Source organism: Acetobacterium sp. (assembly GCF_030652775.1).
Lineage (GTDB): Bacteria > Bacillota > Clostridia > Eubacteriales > Eubacteriaceae > Acetobacterium.
In genome coordinates this window covers 1-18,546 of record NZ_JAUSPS010000054.1, presented here as the reverse complement: position 1 = coordinate 18,546, position 18,546 = coordinate 1, and the positions used below count along the sequence as shown (strand labels likewise).

At 45.1% G+C, this 18,546-nt stretch carries 15 protein-coding genes; 4 read left to right on the top strand and 11 right to left on the bottom strand.

What is annotated here, in order from left to right; translation table 11 throughout:
* Nucleotides 1-114: 114 nt before the first annotated feature.
* From Q7J41_RS09920 to hpf, 8 genes are all read right to left on the bottom strand, one after another.
* Complete coding sequence (locus Q7J41_RS09920) at nt 115-2,430, bottom strand: homocysteine S-methyltransferase family protein (RefSeq protein WP_370651007.1); 2,316 nt, start codon at nt 2,428-2,430, stop codon at nt 115-117.
* A gap of 109 nt (nt 2,431-2,539) precedes the next feature.
* Complete coding sequence (locus Q7J41_RS09915) at nt 2,540-3,271, bottom strand: UPF0280 family protein (protein ID WP_304887619.1); 732 nt, start codon at nt 3,269-3,271, stop codon at nt 2,540-2,542.
* A 2-nt stretch (nt 3,272-3,273) separates the two neighbouring features.
* Nucleotides 3,274-3,678: an NIL domain-containing protein gene (locus tag Q7J41_RS09910; protein ID WP_304887617.1), complete on the bottom strand. Its 405-nt coding sequence runs from the start codon at nt 3,676-3,678 to the stop codon at nt 3,274-3,276.
* Nucleotides 3,675-4,841, bottom strand: coding sequence for a homocysteine biosynthesis protein (locus Q7J41_RS09905; protein WP_304887616.1), 1,167 nt, complete (start codon nt 4,839-4,841; stop codon nt 3,675-3,677). Before Q7J41_RS09905 ends, Q7J41_RS09910 begins: the two co-directional genes overlap by 4 nt.
* 216 nt (nt 4,842-5,057) lie before the next feature.
* A protein-coding gene (gene prfB, locus Q7J41_RS09900) for a peptide chain release factor 2 (RefSeq protein ID WP_304887615.1) occupies nt 5,058-6,150 on the bottom strand; the annotation gives its coding sequence in 2 pieces (ribosomal slippage) (nt 5,058-6,074 and nt 6,076-6,150; 1,092 coding nt in all).
* Between the two features lie 202 nt (nt 6,151-6,352).
* Nucleotides 6,353-8,863 carry a preprotein translocase subunit SecA gene (secA, locus tag Q7J41_RS09895; RefSeq protein ID WP_304887613.1) on the bottom strand — a complete coding sequence of 837 codons (2,511 nt, stop codon included), beginning with the start codon at nt 8,861-8,863 and terminating at the stop codon, nt 6,353-6,355.
* 149 nt (nt 8,864-9,012) lie between these two features.
* A complete protein-coding gene (locus Q7J41_RS09890) occupies nt 9,013-10,698 on the bottom strand; it encodes a DUF5317 family protein (RefSeq protein ID WP_304887611.1) in 1,686 nt (561 codons plus the stop codon).
* Nucleotides 10,699-10,944: 246 nt separating this feature from the next.
* Nucleotides 10,945-11,475, bottom strand: a complete 531-nt coding sequence (hpf, locus tag Q7J41_RS09885) for a ribosome hibernation-promoting factor, HPF/YfiA family (protein WP_304887610.1) — start codon at nt 11,473-11,475, stop codon at nt 10,945-10,947.
* A gap of 488 nt (nt 11,476-11,963) precedes the next feature.
* Between hpf and cls the strand changes: the two genes are divergently transcribed.
* From cls to Q7J41_RS09865, 4 genes are all read left to right on the top strand, one after another.
* The gene (gene cls / locus Q7J41_RS09880; RefSeq protein WP_304887609.1) at nt 11,964-13,427 is read left to right on the top strand and encodes a cardiolipin synthase; all 1,464 of its coding nucleotides are present in this window, start codon (nt 11,964-11,966) and stop codon (nt 13,425-13,427) included.
* A 145-nt stretch (nt 13,428-13,572) separates the two neighbouring features.
* Nucleotides 13,573-13,899, top strand: coding sequence for a PadR family transcriptional regulator (locus Q7J41_RS09875; RefSeq protein ID WP_304887607.1), 327 nt, complete (start codon nt 13,573-13,575; stop codon nt 13,897-13,899).
* A complete protein-coding gene (locus tag Q7J41_RS09870) occupies nt 13,892-14,482 on the top strand; it encodes a DUF1700 domain-containing protein (protein WP_304887605.1) in 591 nt (196 codons plus the stop codon). Before Q7J41_RS09875 ends, Q7J41_RS09870 begins: the two co-directional genes overlap by 8 nt.
* On the top strand, nt 14,483-15,430 hold the full coding sequence (locus tag Q7J41_RS09865; protein ID WP_304887603.1) for a DUF4097 family beta strand repeat-containing protein: 948 nt from the start codon (nt 14,483-14,485) through the stop codon (nt 15,428-15,430).
* A gap of 76 nt (nt 15,431-15,506) precedes the next feature.
* On the opposite strand, the gene hydG is transcribed toward Q7J41_RS09865, so the two are convergent.
* Genes hydG through Q7J41_RS09850 form a run of 3 tightly spaced genes read right to left on the bottom strand, consistent with a single transcriptional unit; the run spans nt 15,507 to nt 18,288 of the window.
* Entirely contained in the window at nt 15,507-16,925 is a 1,419-nt protein-coding gene (hydG, locus tag Q7J41_RS09860) for a [FeFe] hydrogenase H-cluster radical SAM maturase HydG (RefSeq protein ID WP_304887601.1), read from the bottom strand.
* 51 nt (nt 16,926-16,976) lie between these two features.
* Nucleotides 16,977-18,017 (bottom strand): [FeFe] hydrogenase H-cluster radical SAM maturase HydE, encoded by a 1,041-nt coding sequence (gene hydE, locus Q7J41_RS09855; protein ID WP_304887599.1) that lies wholly within the window; start codon nt 18,015-18,017, stop codon nt 16,977-16,979.
* Nucleotides 18,010-18,288: a TM1266 family iron-only hydrogenase system putative regulator gene (locus Q7J41_RS09850; protein WP_304887597.1), complete on the bottom strand. Its 279-nt coding sequence runs from the start codon at nt 18,286-18,288 to the stop codon at nt 18,010-18,012. The genes hydE and Q7J41_RS09850 overlap by 8 nt, the downstream gene beginning before the upstream one ends.
* Between the last annotated feature and the right edge of the window lie 258 nt (nt 18,289-18,546).

The following is an 18,546-nucleotide window of genomic DNA, read 5'->3' as shown; positions in this document are numbered from 1 at the left end:
TAAAATAGGACTCCCTCCTCTTTTAGCCGAACTTTTAAAGATAAAACTATAATCCTTCAACACGATAAAACGGCTAAACCAAAATGATGGTTCAGCCGTTTATGTTTTTTATTCTTATTCAAATACTGTTTTGGCAATGCTGGCGCCTTCACGGGCATCTTTGCCGTAATAATCGGCACCGATGGTTTTGGCATATTCGGGGTTTAAGACCGCCCCGCCCACCATGATGGTGATGGCCGGGCAGCTAGCCTTGATTTCTTTGATGATTTTTTCCATATTTTTAACAGTAGTTGTCATCAGGGCGCTGAGACCCACGAGCTTGATGTCTTCAGCTTGAATGGTCTGGATAATAATTTCAGCCTTGACATCCTTACCTAGATCGAGAATCTCGTAACCGTAGTTCTCCAGAATTACTTTAAGAATATTTTTTCCAATATCGTGGACATCCCCCTCAACGGTGGCTAACACGATTTTTCCTTTGACCACTTGAGCCTGACCATCTTTGGCCATAGTTTCTTTGATGACTTCAAAGGCCTTTTGCGCCGTCTCCGCCGCAAAAATCAGATGGGGCAGGAAGCATTCTCCGGTTTCGAAGGCATCCCCCACCGCATCAAGGGCGGGAACGATCTCGTTGTTGACAATATCGAGTGGTTCTCTGGTTTTTAAAAGAATGGCAGTGGCTTCGGCCGCCCGGTCAGTAAGACCCTCTTCGATGATTTCTTTTAAACCCAGTGCGGCTCGCTCCGTTTCTGACTTGGCTTCGCCAAAGCTGCTGTCTTTATAGGCATTGGCATAAGCGATGCATTGACCATCCAAGCCCCAGAGCGCCCGGAATGCTTTGATGGTGTCCATCATTTCTTTATCACTGGGGTTCATAATCGGGGTGGTCAGTCCGGCTTCCAGCGCCATTGCTAAAAAGGTTCGGTTTAAGAGCTCGCGGTTGGGCAGGCCGAAAGAAATATTGGAAACTCCCAGCACCGTTGGCACTCCCAGCTCAGTCCGGAGTTTTTCCAGCGTTTTGATGGTTTCCCGAACTTCAGCCTGTTGCGCCGAAGCCGTTAACACCAGGGCATCAATAAGGATATTTTTTTTGTTGATGCCGTAAGATTCGGCCGTTTTAATGATTTTCTCAGCAATGGCAAAACGATCGGCCGCCAAGCTGGGGATTCCGGTTTCGTCCATCGTCAGCCCCAGCACAAGAGCGCCGTATTTCTTAGCAATGGGGAAAATCTTATCCATTGATGATTTTTTTCCATTTACTGAATTAATGATCGCCTTGCCGGGATAGCCTCGCAGCACCGCTTCGATGACTTCCGGATTAGATGAATCAATCTGCAGGGGACAGTCCACCAGTCGGCTGACCGTATCGACTGCCTCTTGCATCATCGTTAATTCATCAATATCCGGCAAGCCTAAATTGATATCGAGAATATGCGCCCCGTCTTTTTTCTGATCACTGGCCAATTGGTTCACGACTGTCAGTTCGCCCTGGCGCAGCGATGCCTTAAGCACCGGATTAGTGGTGGGATTGATGCATTCGCCAATGATATTGATATCCTCGCCCAAAATAATCGTCCTGGTACTTGAGGATACGGCGGTAAAACTTTTTTGTGTTACCGGATAAATGGGGAGCTCTTTGGTTGCCCGTTTCATTTTTTCGATATACGCTGGGGTTGTGCCACAGCAACCGCCCAGAATTAACGCCCCCATTTCGGCAATTTGTACCATATAATCGGTAAACTGGTCGATGGTAATGTCATAGACGGTTTTGCCATCTTTCATGTGCGGCAACCCGGCGTTGGGTTCCACCATAATTGGCACCGAGGCATAGCGAACCAGCTCTTTGATAATCGGCAGCATTGCATCTGGCCCGGTGGAACAATTAATGCCAATTACGTCGGCTCCAAGTCCTTCCAGGATGGCAACCACCGTTAAGGCATCACTGCCAGTGAGGGTTCGGCTATTTTCCTCGTAGGTCATCGAAACAATTACCGGCAGCTCCGATACTTCTTTGGCAGCAACCAGAGCCGCCCGAGCCTCACAGATATCGGTCATGGTTTCAATGACGATTAAATCGGCACCGGCTTTGTCACCAGCGATAACGACCTCTTTGAAATAGTCCACGGCTTCATCAAAAGACACTTCTCCCAGGGCTCCGATCAGAGTCCCTAGTGGTCCGACATCCAGCGCTGTATAATCAGGGTTCAATGATTTTACATTCGCAACTCCAGCCGTGACCAATTGTTCGACGGTATAGCCGCTGCCCTGGAGTTTGTAACCATTAACCCCAAAGGTATTGGAAAGAATGATATTGGCTCCGGCATCAATATATAATTGATGAATATCTTTGATCAAGTCAGGATGGGTCAGATTTAAGGCCTCCGGTACCGCTCCAATTGATTCCAATTTATTCTGAAGCAGGCTCCCCATGGCGCCATCAAGATACAGCCGTTTACTTCCTAGTATTTCGCTTAGTTTCACTGGTTCTCCTTTCCTTTTTTCAGGTTACGTATTTAATAGAATTAATAAATAACATAATCTAACATAGTTCGATTTCACCCCAGGCACCCAGTTGATCTTCAATTATAATTAGGGCACCTAGTATCCCTGTTATGTTTTTTACCCAGGAAAGACCCTTTTTCACATCTTCCGGTTTTTTTATGCGATTGCATAGCGCAGTCGCCACGGCATCCGCAAGGGGAATGTCGGCACTGATGACAGTTACCGCATCGGCCTTCCCGAAGCTCAAGGAATGACCCATAACGCCCGATGAGGTGCAAACGCCCAGCGAATTTTCCCGGGGTGTTATTTTTAAGCCCAGATCCGTAAAATGCGGATTTCCGGTATGGAGGGCAATTCGTCGTTCTTTTTTTGTCCGGATCAACAGATCTCCGCCATTCTCCACCACAATCTCGGTTGAATACAATTCCAGCATTTTGCCAATATGTTTTGACACCGCTCCGGCCACGGCGGCCATCGGTCCCACACCGGCTGTTTTTCCGGCTTTTAGCATATCCGCAACAATCGCGGCCGCATTGGGATTTAATGTCAGCGGCGTTAGTGTTTTAATAAAATCCGAATTGTCATTATTGTAGTCAACAATGGTTTTGCGCAGCATCCGCAGCTCGGCGGTCACCCGCTCGGTCAACTGAGGCGTCATGCTGCCATGATCGACGCCAATAAAAAGGTCGGATTCAAATTCGAGGACCTGGAAATAATCCAGATCCTCGGCTTTCATTACTTTTCGATAGGTTCGGGGTTCATACAACATCCTCAGATCAGGGCGTGAATGGCCCGCATTGGACAAGCTTTGACGCACAGCATACACTCCAGACACTTATCATCGTGATGAACCAAAGACCAGTCCACAGTCATTTCCAGCGCTCCAACGGCACAGACCGCAGTACAGGCACCACAAGAAACACATTTATTTTCATCAACCTCAACCACCGATTGAATATCTCTGACGCCAATCTGATGTTCTCTTAGATAGACAATCCCCGCTTCAATATCCGCTTCTTCGCCTTTTATTTCGATCAGCAGGGTTCCTTTAATATTGTCATCGATAAATGCTTTAAGAATATTAAAATCGAGATGGTAGGTTTTAATGAGTTCCATCGCCATCGGCTGACCTGCTGACTTTTGCGGGAAAGACAATAAGATTTTTTTTGCTATCATCGGGATTCTCCTTCCTTGATTTCGAGACCCTTAATGGTATTTCCCATCGGGAAGCTCTGAATCGGTTCCTGAAGGAAAAACTCGCCTTTTTTGATCCAGTTATTCAGTTCCTCGGCAATTTCTCTGGCCATTTTCAGACTGGAAAGCGGCGAAGTCTTGATGCTTTTGCCATTAATATCCACGGACCCGCTTCTGAGCTCGGCATAGCTGACTTTTTTCAGATTTGGTTTCGCTTTTTTAGGAACGCTATAGTCAATCACATTGGTGTAAAGATCCTTATTTTCGACTGCGACAAAAGACATAATTTCCTCGTTGAGAATCGGAATCGGGATACCGACGCCAACAAACATCGAGGTACCGTAGCCTTCATAAACAGCGCCGCGAATATATTTGGGATCCATTTCTTTCATGTTCCCGATTAACGCCAGCGTCGCACCGGGGGTCTGGGGGTAGCCCTTGTCATCGCGGGGACAGGCGCTATTAAACTGAGTTCCCATCCAGGATACATGACCCTGAGCGCCGCCAAAAAAGATCCGGGTTCCCATACCAATGGTCTTAAGTAAGGGATCATTGAGGAGGGGACTTAATTCACCGGCGGTACTATAGGTGATATTGCCCATATTCGGTTGTAATATCCCCATATAGGTGTAAATACGCTTACTGGAGCCATTGATGGCCGCATTATAATTCTGATAGACATTTCTGGGATTAAACAAATAGGCTTCATTCAAATCTTCCAGCTTCACCCAGGTATCCAGCTCTTTTCTGGGGTAACAATCAGTCCCCTGGGATTTTGCCACCAGATGAACTTCTTTTCCGGCGATGAGATCACTAATCACGTGGGCACCGCCATATTCAATGCCCCGGTCGGCAGACGGCTGAGTTGCACCCAGATAGGTATCGACTGCGGCTAGACCGCCGTAGGCTTCAACCCCATTGATGGTGATCTCACCCATCCGGATCGGTGGATCCGAGTGTCCAAAATTCAGAAAGGCGCCAGATGAGCACATCGGCCCGAAGGTGGCGGTTGTGACAACGTCCACATATTCGGCGGCCTCTTGAACGCCCCGTTCTTTTACAATCCCGATGACTTCTTCGGCGGTAACAACCACCGCCTCGCCGCGGGCGATTTTTTCGTTAATTTCCTGATAGGTCTTTGCCATTTTCCCCTCCAACAATTCTTCTGATTTAACTGAGAAACGAATATAAAACGAACAATGATTGCTTTGATGCCGGTTTCCGCAAACAATTTTGTAACGTGTAGGCGAACAGGCGGTAGCCTGTACGCCGTACAGTGTAGAAATTGTTTTGCGCAAACCGGTAGCGAAGCTCACGGCACTTTCGTAATTGCCGTCTCTCGCAATTTATAACTTTGAGATTTACACCATGGTATTGAGATAGGCGTTCATAAAGCCGTCCAGATCGCCATCCATAACACTACCGACGTTACCCACTTCGACATTGGTGCGGTGGTCTTTGACCATGTTGTACGGATGGAAGACGTAGGAACGGATTTGGCTGCCCCAGGCAATCTGGCTGTAGTCGCCTTTGATGTCGTCAATATGATCCATCTTTTCCTGTTCCATGACTTCCACCAGCTTGCCTTTAAGCATGTTCATGGCCACCTCTTTGTTCTGATGCTGGGATCGTTCGTTTTGACACTGCACCACTATCCCGGTTTTTAAATGGGTAATCCGGATGGCGGAGTCGGTCGTGTTGACGTGCTGGCCGCCAGCACCACTGGAGCGGAAGGTATCAACCCGGATATCTTCCGGCAATATTTCAATTTCTACCGATTCATCCACCTCGGGCATCACATCCAGGGATGCAAAGGAGGTATGCCGGCGACCGGATGAATCAAAGGGCGAGATCCGCACCAGCCGGTGCACGCCCCGCTCGGTTTTTAAATAGCCGTAAGCGTTAATCCCCTCAATCAATAGGGTGACGCTTTTGATACCGGCGACATCGCCGGGTTGAAGATCCAGGGTTTTAACCTTGAATTTTTTCTTCTCTGCCCACCTGGTATACATTCTCAAAAGCATTGAGGCCCAGTCCTGGGATTCGGTTCCACCAGCTCCAGGATGTAGCGAAATGATTGCATTGTTGCTGTCAAATTCGCCGGAAAGCAGGGTCTCGGTCCGGAAATTGTCGAGATTCTCGTCTAGCTCCCGGATCGATGCACTGAACCCTTCCAGCAACTCCCCGTCTTCCGCCAGCTCCAGCATCACCATAATATCATCCAGCGCTTCAGCCAGCTCATTATAATGATCGACCTTGAGTTTAATCAGCTTCTGCTCTTTTAAAACAATTTGCGCACTTTTTTGATCATTCCAGAATTCGGGATTCTCAGTTTTCTTCTCTAGCGCTTCCAATTCTTTGACAAGCCGTGGCAAGTCAAAGTGAATTCCCCATTTCCTTCAGTTTCGTTTCCATTGCATTGATGATCTGTTTTTCTTCATACAAATCTATCATCAATATCACACCCCTTCTATTTTTATTGTTTGAATAATTATTAAAATTATTTCAGATCGTCAAAAAAGATAACCCAGTACCGACAATTGTTACATCATGTTGTACGCATCGGAGCGGACACGGCAGAGCCTGTCCGATTCCGCGGCGAACAACAGATTAACAATTGGTCGGTACGGTAGTTTATCGACAACCTTAATTATTTTTATGCGCCACAGCATTTCTTGTATTTTTTCCCGCTGCCGCAGGGACAAAGATCGTTTCGGCCGACCTTATTCTGAGCGCTGGCCGGTCCGGCCGGTTTTCCCTCAATTTCATTTTCGTTGGTCTTCAGCTGACTGAAATCCACTGATATTACCTGTTCTTCTTCCGCTGGAGCCACCTGAATATTCAGGTTGAAAAGATATTTGACGGTATCTTCCTGAATCCGCATGATCATGTCGTCAAACATGTCAAAACCCTCTTTGGTGTATTCTTTAACCGGGTCATTCTGACCATAGGCGCGCAGTCCGATCCCCTGTTTCAGCTGTTCCATATTGTCGATATGTTCCATCCAGGCGGCATCGACGCTTCTTAACAGAATCATCCGTTCAATATTCTGAAGCTGTTCCAGACCCAGTTTTTCTTTTTTATCTTCCAGTACTTTCCGGCACTCACCCAGAATCGCTTCCACCAATACTTCCGTCGTTTCCGGTTTTTCCGGCAGGGTTAAGCTTTCCTTAGGCAGGACATTGGCCTCCAGATGCTTGTACAAGCCTTCCAAATCCCAATCGTCGTAATATTGGCCATCGCCGGTATACATGCTGACATAAGCGTTAATCAGAGTTTCGGTCATACTCCAGATTTCATTTTCCATGTCTTTTCCATCAATAACCTGTTGCCGTTGTTCATAAATCAGCTCACGCTGGCGATTCATGACGTTATCATATTGAAGTACGTGCTTGCGGATATCAAAGTTACGGCCTTCCACCCGTTTCTGGGAATTCTCGATTCCACGGGTGAGCATTTTGTTTTCGATGGGCGTTTCTTCATCCAGACCAATGGATTCAACCAGACCCTGAATTTTTTCTGATCCGAATACCCGCATCAGATCATCTTCCAGCGAGACAAAGAATTGCGATGAACCGGGATCGCCTTGACGACCGGCGCGACCACGCAGCTGGTTATCAATCCGCCGACTCTCATGTCGTTCGGTACCGAGAATATGAAGACCACCCAGTTCGATAACGCCTTCACCAAGAACAATATCGGTCCCACGGCCAGCCATATTGGTGGAAATGGTAACGGCATCTTTTTGACCAGCATTGGCAACAATTTCCGCTTCTTTTTCCAGGAACTTGGCATTTAAGACATTGTGCTTAACCCCGGATCGTTTCAGATAAGTACTGAGCAGCTCTGACTTTTCAATCGAAATAGTCCCAATCAAAATTGGCTGACCAGTGGCATGGCGATTTTTGACCTCTTCAGTCACAGCCAGATACTTCCCTTGCTCACTTTTATAAATCAAGTCATTGAGGTCTTGACGAATCAGCGGTTTATTGGTGGGGATGGTTAAAACATTGAGATTGTAGATGGTCTGAAATTCGTCTTCTTCGGTTTTAGCCGTCCCGGTCATCCCCGATAATTTATTGAACATTCTAAAATAATTCTGAAAGGTGACGGTTGCCAGGGTTTTGGATTCCCGATTGACTTTGACATTTTCTTTGGCTTCAATAGCCTGGTGAAGGCCATTAGAATAACGTCGTCCCGGCATTAAACGTCCGGTGAACTCATCAACAATAATGATTTCACCATCCTTTACCACATAATCCCGATCTTTAAACATCAGGGTATTGGCATGAAGAGCCTGGTTGATATGATGGGAAATTTCCATATTTTCCATATCCGCCAGATTGGTGAGATTAAAATAATTCTCTGCTCTGATGACCCCTTCGTCTGATAACATCACTGATTTTGCTTTTTCGTCTTTAATATAATCATCGGCCTTCAGGCCTTTTGCGAAACTATTCGCCAGGGCATACAGCTTGGTGCTTTTGTCCCCACTGCCGGAAATAATCAGCGGTGTTCGGGCTTCATCGACCAACACGCTATCCACTTCATCGATGATGGCGAAATTAAGTTCCCGCTGGACCTGCTGGATCTTGACCGAGGCCATATTATCTCTCAGGTAGTCAAAACCAAATTCATTGTTGGTTCCGTAGGTAATATCACAAGCATAAGCATTCTGCTTTTCCGCAAAGGATAAGCCATGGACAACCAGACCTACTTGCAGTCCCAGAAACTCATGAATTTTTCCCATCCACTCACTATCACGTCGAGCCAGATAATCATTAACCGTGACGATGTAGACACCGCGGCCATCCAGGGCATTTAAATAGGCGGGTAACGTTGATACCAGGGTTTTACCTTCCCCAGTCTTCATCTCGGCAATATTACCTTCATGGAGAGCCATGCCCCCCAGCAGCTGAACCGGGAAATGTTTCATGCCCAATACCCGGGCGCCGGTTTCCCGAACGGTGGCAAAGGCATCCACTAATAAATCATCAAGGGTTTCCCCTTGCGCAAGTCGTTCTTTTAACAGCTGGGTCTGACCTTTTAACTGCTCGTCACTCATCGCCGCGAACCGGCTATCAAGCTCCAGAATCTGGTCCACCTTTTTTTGCATCCGTTTTAATTCTTTTCTATTGCTATCAAATATCTGATCTAAAATTCCCAATACATTCACTCCTTTGTAGCTTTCTTGCTATAGTTATTTATTGAATTAGTACACTAAACTTTATTATAGCATACTCTCTTTAATGAAACTTTATATAATTTAAAAGGGACTGTATTTTTTTATACAGTCCCTTTAACATATTTTATTATCTATTTTTTCTTGCGCCAAAAGGCCACATCTTTGCCATCTAGTTTCAATTCAACCAGTTCATAGCCGGCCCGTTTTCTTTCATCGACCGTTTCCTGAAAATCTTTTCGTTCATCATCGTCCATATTTGCCAGCATTCTTTCCTTGTCTTCGCTGGTACTTTCGTATACCCGCCCCACAACTGATTCGGTAACTTCTTCTATTTCCTTAAGCGGAATGCCACCATCATCTCGGGGTGTTCCGTTAATCAAGCTTTCTGCTTCTTTACTGGTTTCTCGCATCAGTTGCTTGCGTCGATCAGCTTTTCGTTTTTCGTCTTCTAGATTGAGTCGCTGCCAGACATTGAGCATCTCATCTTCTGAAAACTCGACGTCTTCCTCATCTTTACTTTTGACGCCGCTATCATAGGTATTGGTTTCACTACGCAAAACAAAGGGCTGGTCAAGATCGGTCAGTTTGAAGCTTTCGACAATTCGCAAATCAGATTCTGGCACTGGATGGGGTTCGCCATCGGGATCACTGAGGGATTTAGCCACCTTGTTCAGCTCTATTTCCCGCATTTGCAGAATCAGCCGTTCTTTTTCAACTGCCAGCTTTTCCTCGTAATACTTCTTGGTAAAGAAGCCGGCATCATCACTGTTTAAGATCTCTTCCATATCGGCAGCTTCTAATTCTTTGTCACCCTTGATATAGGTTCCAACTTCCTGGATATTACTGATAATCTTGGTGCTACCGTCATCAACCGGTTCCATAACCCGGGTTTCCTGACTGTCATTTTTTCTGATAATAATTTCTTCGGTTTCAGTTCCGATTTCAGAGTTCACTCCATCTAGCGTAGCTGGAATCAACATGGTTTCAAAACTATCTTGAGATCCGCTATTTTCGTTCGATTTAAAGCCTTCAGCTGGTATTATAATCGTCGCATTTTCATCCCGATCACCGCGGATGCCACCGGTTGCCGCCATATCCCGATAGTAATCGTCGATATCTTCCGGTTCATCATAACCTTCCTGATAACTGTTCTGGATCGATACACCATCAAATCCGTTATCTTCATCATCGCCAAAAATACCTTCATCCTCACTGCGATCATTTCGATCGTCATGCATGATCGAGGCCTTTTTGTTCATTACATATTGGATAAAACCAATTAAACCGATAATCGTCACAATTGAACCAACCGTAACACCCGCTACCGATCCGTAGAGACTCATGACCAGGGGCACGTAGGGAACCGGAATGGGCAGATTAATACCCAAAAACCATAACAACGTATTGGGCTGAATCAGCGCATATAAGGGGTTCAATCCCTGGGTAATCTGTTCACCGAAGGCTGCCGGCAAAATATCAATGATACCCTGGGCAACCGGCATGTGACCACCGTTAATAAAGATTACCACAAAATTAGAAGTAATCCCCACGGCCATCAAGATAACCCAGAAGTCATCCAGATTAAACACCAGCATGACCAATATCAGGATATAACTGGCAAAGTTTACAATCTCCAGATAGGGTTCAATCAGGGCAATGCCGCCAGTGTAAATATAAAGATGCAAGGCAATCTGCAACACCAACCCTAAAATTCCTACTGGTAACAAGGAAATCTTTCTGACTCTGAAGCCATGCAGACTCCCTCTTCGAATCTTTCCAATTAAAAAACCTAAAATAATCGCAATTAGTATTAACATATTTATCTTAACCCCACTATTTATTTATAATCATTTCTTAGGTGTTCTCATCTATATTAATGCTTAGATAATAATGCATATAGATCTATTTTAAAACAAAAGAAAAGTTCTGTCAAAACTTTATGCCTAAATAATGTATAAATTTGAAAATAAATTGATTTTTTAAAACAACATCATCAAAAACACCCCTTAAAACTATTATTCAAGGGGTGTCTGTCGTTCTTTTCATTTTTTCTTAAGAGCGTTTTAGAAAGTAGGTTCGATTAAACCATAATTTCCGTCTTTTCTCATGTAAACAACATTAACATCATCGGTATCTCCATTGAGAAATACGAAGAAATCATGTCCCAGCAATTCCATTTGTAAGGTTGCTTCATCTACATTCATGGGTTTGACGGCAAATTTTTTGGTTCGGACTACTTTGGGCTGGAACACATCGTCTTCGATCCCTTCGATCGCTTCCAGATTAAATTTAGCCGTTTCGTCCTGATTGCGTTTCTGCAATTTGGTTTTATGTTTTCTGAGCTGACCTTCAAGTTTATTAACAACATCCTCAATCGATGTCACCATATCCTCAGATCTTTCTTCTGCTCTTAAAATGGTTTTTCCAACGGGTATGGTTACTTCCAGCATCTGGAAATTCTTTTCCTTGCTGAAGGTGGCATACACTTCTGTTTCCTGACCAAAGTAACGATCAAATTTTCCCAGTTTCTTTTTTAATGTTTCTTTTAAACCTTCTGATACATGCATATTTTTTCCGTAAATTGTGAATCTCATAACGACAACTCCTTTCAAAAGGTCAACCTTACTCGTTTACACTTATAATAAAGTGCTTTTGAGTATATTCTTATTATACCCAATCCAATCCCCTTTAGTCAAAATCATTTGTGTCAAATTCTTGTCACAAAATATCATCTAAAAAAGATCCCTCATTTTTAAAAAGCTGTCTCAGTTGACCTGGTCTTTTCCCCCACACTCGCCAGCTGGAAGTTTAGCTCAGTGTTCGCATCACAACTCCTTCTCTCGGTGTACCCGGCTGGACTTACTTCTAAGACGCACCATGATCAACAACTCTCTATTGAATTGTCTTACGTGGATCGCTTCGCCTGCATCTGGCATCGACTTTCAACCACAAACCTGAGACAACGTCTATTATAAGATCACGATCCCGAAAATGTCAAGAGAAATCAAATCCTCCGAAACAGGACTATTCCATTTGATGCCTTTTATGCTATAATAGATGAAATATACTTTCGGAGGTTTTCATGTTATTGGGCATTATCGCAATTTTTACAGTAATTATTTTCATCGTCAATATTACCCTGACCTTCACCATTATTTTTCTGGAACGTAAAAACCCACAAAGCACCTATGCTTGGTTATTGTTTTTATGGATGGTTCCTATTTTAGGCTTTTTATTTTATATTCTATTCTCCCAGAATTTGACCAAACGGAAAATTTTCCGCTACAACACCCCCGAAAATATTCAGTATCACCATTTATTAAGACAGCAGCAACGATCGCTGTCGCGGATTATCGCCATCGATCCGGACACCCCCATCGAAAAGTATCGTCATTCTATCGAATTTCATTTAAATGTCAGTGAATCACTTTACTCCAGCAATAATGCGGTCGAGATTTTCACCGATGGCTATCAAAAATTTGACGCCCTTTTCCACGCCATGGAAGAAGCCCGCTCATCGATTCATTTGGAATACTATATTATTAAAAATGATACCCTGACCGCTAAACTATTTGATATTCTGACCCGCAAAGCCCTGGAAGGCGTGGAGGTTCGTCTGCTTTTTGACGCTATGGGCGGCCGTTATCTGCCCTCCTCGATCCTCGATGGCTTTGAATCCGCCGGCGGAAAAATTGGTGTTTTTTTTCCATCCCGGTTTAAGCTGCTGAATCTCCGGGTGAATTACCGGAATCACCGCAAGATTGTGGTAATCGATGGTGTCACCGGTTTTGTGGGCGGGTTTAACATCGGTAACGAATATCTGGGGCTGGAGAAAAAAATGGGATACTGGCGGGATACCCACTTAAAAATAGTCGGTTCGGCCGCCTATGAATTGCAGCATCGTTTTCTGCTCGACTGGCGCGCCAGTTCCAATGAAGAGCTGCTTATCGATGACACCAAACTCAATCACTACTTTCCCAACATTCCGCAAAAATCAGGAGCCGGCATCCAGATTGTCTCCAGCGGTCCGGATAACATCAACCAGCAAATCAAGCAGGGCTTCCTGCGGATGATTAACACCGCCGAAGATTATATTCTAATCCAATCGCCCTATTTTGTGCCCGATGAAAGTATTCTGGAAGCCTTGAAAATTGCGCTGTTATCGGGCATTGACGTCCGGATTATGATACCCAACAAGCCGGATCATATTTTTATCTACTGGGTCACTCTGGCCTATGTGGGCGAGCTGATTGAATATGGCGCTAAGATATTCATCTATGAAAATGGCTTTCTTCATGCCAAAACCATCGTCGTTGATGATTCGGTCTGTTCAGTAGGATCCTGTAATTTTGATATCCGCAGCTTCCGGCTGAATTTTGAAACCAACGCCTTTATTTATGATCGCAAGGTTGCTACTAAGCTTAAAAACATCTTTGTTGAAGATATTAAAAAATGCACCTATTATAACAAAGAACTCTATCGCAACCGGAGCCGGCGGGTCAAAATCAAAGAATCGATATCCCGACTTTTTTCTCCGCTGCTGTAATTAAAACCGCATTCCAATAGAACCTGGATACAATCAATTTGTAATTATCGTGATTGTATCCAGGCTTTTTTTTGATTATTTTAAAAAAAAGATTGACTGAACAATACTATGTGTTGTATAGTATTGTGCGAGGGGAGGTATTAATATGGACATTCAATTAAAACGTGGACTGCTGGAGATCTGTGTACTGACCGTTCTCAATCGTGGCGATTCATATGGTTATCAGATCATCAAGGATGTGAGTCCCTATATCGAAATTTCCGAATCGACACTTTATCCGATCTTAAAAAGATTGGAGACAACCCAGTGTGTGGTCGTGAACTCGGTGGAACATAACGGCAGACTTCGAAAATATTACAAAATAACTGAAATTGGTCGAAATCGAATCGTTGATTTTCTTGACAATTGGAAAGAGGTTATGACAGTTTATAATTTTATTACAGAAGAAATGAGGTGTTATACAGATGAATAAAACAGAATTTTTATTAAGCCTGGAGAAAAAACTTGTTGCACTACCCCCCAAAGAAATTGAAGTAACCCAGGGGTTTTATGCAGAAATGATTGATGACCGGATCGAAGATGGTATGGGTGAAGAAGAAGCGGTGGCAGCCATCGGCGATATTGATACCATTGTCCAGAACACCCTCCTGGAGCTGCCGCTACCGACTCTGATGAAAGCCAAGATTCAACCAAAAGCCGGATTGAAGCTGTGGGAAATCGTCCTGATGGTGCTTGGATTTCCGCTCTGGTTTCCCTTGCTGGCAGCCTTTTTTATCGTCATCCTTGCTGTTTACGTGTCCGTTTGGGCGGTTATTATTTCCTTGTATGCGTCGGTTGCTGCTTTTGTACTTAGTGGTGTGGCCGGAATTTTCAGTCTCTTATTCGCCCAAAGCTTTCCTGCTGGTCTGCTGATGTTTGGTTTATCGCTGATCTGTATCGGAATCGGGGTGCTTGCTTTTTTCGGGGTCACGAAATTATCGGTATGGCTGATCAGCCTGACTAGGAGATTTCTGCGCTGGGTTAAATCATTGTTTATCAAAAAGGAGATCGTTTAAATGCAATCAATCAAAAAAATAATAATGCTGGTCGCCGGTGGTTTGATTATCCTTGGTTTTGTCATTGCCTTACTGGCGTTTGCGCTGGCTGGTTTTAACTGGAGTTCGTTTAATACCAGTCTTCCCGATGAGGAAACGAGCTACAGTTATGATCTGGCAAGTGTTTCCAGCTTGACTGTCAGTGAACTCGATGCTGATGTCATCATTGTCGGAACCGACGAGGACAAAATAAAAATAACTTGCTATGAAAATAAAAAAGATGCTTACACCATCCAACTACAGGCCAACGGTAATCTGAATATCAATCGTTCCCTTTACAAACACTGGTATGAATACATTGGTTTTAATATCAGTAATCAAAAAAGAACGCTGACTGTTGCTATTCCCCAAAAATTCACCGGCGAAGTTGAAGCTGCCACCATGAGCGGGAATCTTGATCTGACCGACTTCGATGGCTTGGCTGCTGTTAGCACCAGTACTGCAAGTGGACGGATCACCCTAAAAAATGTGATGGCTGCAAATCATATTAGTGCTTCTACCTTGAGTGGCGACCTTGCTCTTGACAATCTTCGTGCTGGCAAAGACCTGGAAATTGGAACATCCAGCGGCGAAATACAACTCACTAACGGAAAAATCGCTGGTAATCTGTCAATATCTTCACTCAGCAGCAATATCGACTTAGTTGATACCAGTATCAATGGCGATAGCTCTATTGGAAACAGCAGTGGTAATGTGAACTTCAATAAACTTGCCGCCAATAATCTTTCCATAACCACCCTCAGCGGTAATGTTATCGGAAGCATCCTCGGAGATCCCGCCAATTACACGATCACTGCCGACAGTCTCAGTGGCAAAATTGACATCCCCCACTCCGAAAATGGAAAAAACACTTTTGACATATCAACAAGCAGCGGTAATATTGATATTGAATTCACCTCGGCCAATTAAATTTTTAATTGATTAGCTTCCTATTTAAAAGGGACTCACGCAAACTAAAATCAGCTGCGTGAGTCCCTTTATTGTTTTAGAATCTAAAATCCCGCTTGCCGGAATTGAGTTCGGTTAGATGGGCGGTGGCAATCCCGCGGACCTTGTCGTTGGGGATCGAAGCCAGTTCCCGGGCAATGGTTTTCTCGCCATTTAGTTTGGTCGCCGGTGCCGCATAGTCTTCCAGATATTCTTTCAGGGTCATAATTGCGTTGGGCTGACAGCAGTTGGCAATCTGGCCGGATTTGACCAGTTGCATAAAGCGGTCGCCGGTGCGCCCTTCCCGGTAACAGGCGGTGCAGAAGCTGGGGATATGTCCCATTTCTAACAGCCAGTTGACAATTTCATCCAGTTTCCTGGTATCATTTAATTCAAATTGGGCGGAGTTTTCTTCTTCCGGTTCGGGGGTATCATAACCACCGACACTGGTACTGGAACCGCCACTGATCTGTGAAATCCCCAGTTTTAGCACCCGCTCCCGGGACGCCTGGGACTCCCGGGTGGAAATGATCATCCCGGTATAAGGTACCGCAATTCGCAGCACGGTGACAATTTTTTCAAATATTTCATCAGCAATGGCATTGGAAAAATCGCCGGTGTCAATATCATCAGCCGGACAGATCCGCGGCACCGAGATGGTATGGGGGCCAACCCCCATGGCGGCTTCAAGATGCTCGGCATGCATCAGCATCCCGACAAAATCGTAGCGGTACATGTTCAGCCCGAAGAGGACCCCAATCCCGACATCATCGATGCCACCTTCCATGGCCCGATCCATGGCTTCAGTATGCCAGGCGTAATCATGTTTGGGTCCGGTGGGATGGAGCATTTCGTAGTTTTCCTTATGATAGGTTTCCTGGAATAAGATATAGGTTCCAATTCCAGCTTCTTTTAACTGTCGATAGTCATCGACCGTAGTGGCGGCGATATTGACATTGACCCGGCGGATATCGCCGTTTTTATGTTTGATGCTGTAAATGGTTTTGATGCTTTCTAAGATATATTCCAGGGGATTATTTTTAGGGTCTTCGCCGGCTTCCAGAGCCAGCCGCTTATGGCCCATATCCTGAAGGGCGATGACCTCCTTGACAATTTCTTCCTGAGTCAGTTTCTTACGGCTGATATTTTTATTTTTGGCATGATAAGGACAATAGATGCAACCATTGACGCAATAATTTGACAAATAAAGAGGCGCAAACATGACAATGCGATTGCCATAAAACTTGTTCTTGATATCCATCGCCAGTTTTATCAAGCTATCATTCTGTTCTTCCAGCTCGCAGGCCAGTAAAACGGCCGCCTCCCGATGGGTCAACCCCTGATAGGTACCGGCTTTTTCAATGATTTCATTAATCAGGACAGCATTGGTTTTATTTGTTTCGGCATAGGCCAGGGTGTCCAGAATTTCCTGGTCATCAATAAATTCAACTGCTTTTTTTGACATTACATTATACATTTTACGCTCCTAAAGTTTTTATTTTGGTTTATTGAAACAAGTGCCTGAATTTTATTTTTGAGGGTAATCGCCCCGGTGGGTTAAAATTTCGTAGCCAATTCCTTCCATCCGCTTACTTAAGCAAACCCGGCATTCAGCGGCTTCGTCACCGGTACAAATTTTATTATCATAAAGGCTGTAATCTTTTCGGACTGACACCGGGGACAGATTCGGCATGACCACATTGGCGCCGGCCAGGATTCCCAGTTCCCGGCCGTTGGGATCAATCGTTCCCAGCGCCGTGGTCGCCGGAATCAGGGCTTTGGGTAGCATCAGTCGTAGAATTGAAATGAGCAGCAGGGTTTCTTCCAGGGTGCCGGCCTTAGCATCCTTATAAGGGGTATGCTGATGCGGGATAAATGGTCCGATTCCAATCATTTGGGGGTTCAGTTCCTTGATAAAGAGCAGATCCGCCACCAGATTTTCGACCGTCTGATGGGGCGACCCGACCATAAAGCCGGTCCCGACCTGAAATCCGATTTCTTTGAGATGGTGGAGACATTCGGTGCGGTTTTCCAGCTGCAGTTCTCGGGGATGGAGCTTTTGATAGTGCTCCGCAGTGGCGGTTTCGTGGCGGAGTAAATAACGATTGGCACCGGCGGCAAAAAAAGCTTGATAAACATCCCGGGGGCGCTCTCCCAACGACAGGGTAATAGCACAGTCGTTATAGCCACTCCTAATTTTGCGGATCAGTTCAACCATCTTTTCATCTGAAAAGCTCGGATCTTCACCACCCTGCAGCACAAAGGTGCGAAAACCCAAGTCGTATCCGATGGCACAGCAGTCAAGAATTTCCTTTTCACTTAAGCGATACCGATGGGCCTGTTCGTTGCCGCAACGGATGCCACAGTAATAGCAATCATTTTTGCAGTAATTGCTGAATTCGATCAGCCCCCGGACATAAACCCCCTTGCCAAAGGTTTCCCCGGCTACTCTTTGCGCCCGGTTTGAAAGATCTGCCCGTAACTCGGGGGTGTTATTTTCCAGCAGCCATCTGAATTCTTCTTTTTCCAGCAACTGCTCTTTTTCCAGCTTTTCTGTTATTTTATTCATGGTTTTCATCCACTTCTTCACCTTTCGGCAATTTTGAATAAACAGTTTTAATATTCACGCCGTCAATCATTCCCAGCTTCCCGGAAAGCGAGCTGATAATATTGGTGGATGCATCCACAACGACGCTGATCACTGAAACATTTCGCTGATGATAGGGGATTCCCATTCGGCCGACAATATGCTCGCCATAATCATGAAGTACCTGATTCAGCTTTTCCACCGCTTCTTTTTTTTCCACCACAATTGCTATGAGTCCAATTCTCTTTTCCATCTTGATCTCCTCGTTCACCTTCTTTTTAACCAGCTACCCTTAGCCAAAAAATTAACCTCAATTCCGCTGCGCTCCATCTTTGGTTCGCAGGCAGTCGCCAACTGCAAGCAAGCTTGCGATTGGCTCGTTGCCTTCACACAACCACGATTCCGCTGCGCTCCATCTTTGGTTCGCGGGCAGTCGCCAACTGCAAGCAAGCTTGCGATTGGCTCGTTGCCTTCTCGCAACCACGATTCCGCTCCGCTCCATCTTTGGTTC